Source organism: Ruegeria sp. AB5 (assembly GCF_056542645.1).
The window spans coordinates 1-504 of the sequence record NZ_JBQGAE010000093.1; the positions used below are offsets into that span (position 1 = coordinate 1).

The window sequence follows — 504 nt, forward strand, 5'->3', positions numbered from 1 at the left end:
CCTTTTCGGGGTTGTTCTTCCACAGCTCGTAGTCGGTAATAACCGGTACGCCGATACCCTTGAACACAGCCTGCTGATTCCACGGCTCGCCCACGCAATAGCCATAGATCGTGCCGGCCTCCAACGTGGCAGGCATCTGCGGTGGAGGGGTCACCGACAGGAACACATCCGCACCAATCTGACCGGTCACGTTTTCAGGGCTGTAGTAACCCGGATGCAGACCACCGGCGGCCAGCCAATAGCGCAGCTCGTAGTTATGGGTCGAAACCGGGAAGACCATGCCCATGTTAAATGGCTTGCCTTCTGATTTGTACTTCTCGACGACCGGGGCCAGAGCCTCGGCGCTGATCGGATGCTGGGGACGGCCGTCGTCCATCACCGGGATGTTCGGCTTCATCTCTTCCCAAATCTCGTTGGAGACGGTGATGCCGTTGCCGTTCAGGTCCATTGAGAATGGCGTGATGATATGGGCTTCGGTCCCATACCCGATGGTTGCGGCCAATG

The 504-nt window shown here is 58.1% G+C and carries 1 protein-coding gene; it reads right to left on the reverse strand.

Going from position 1 to position 504, the window contains the following annotated elements:
- The coding region (locus ACR0L4_RS23775; protein ID WP_480515694.1) for a CmpA/NrtA family ABC transporter substrate-binding protein at window positions 1-504 on the reverse strand (504 nt) is incomplete at both ends.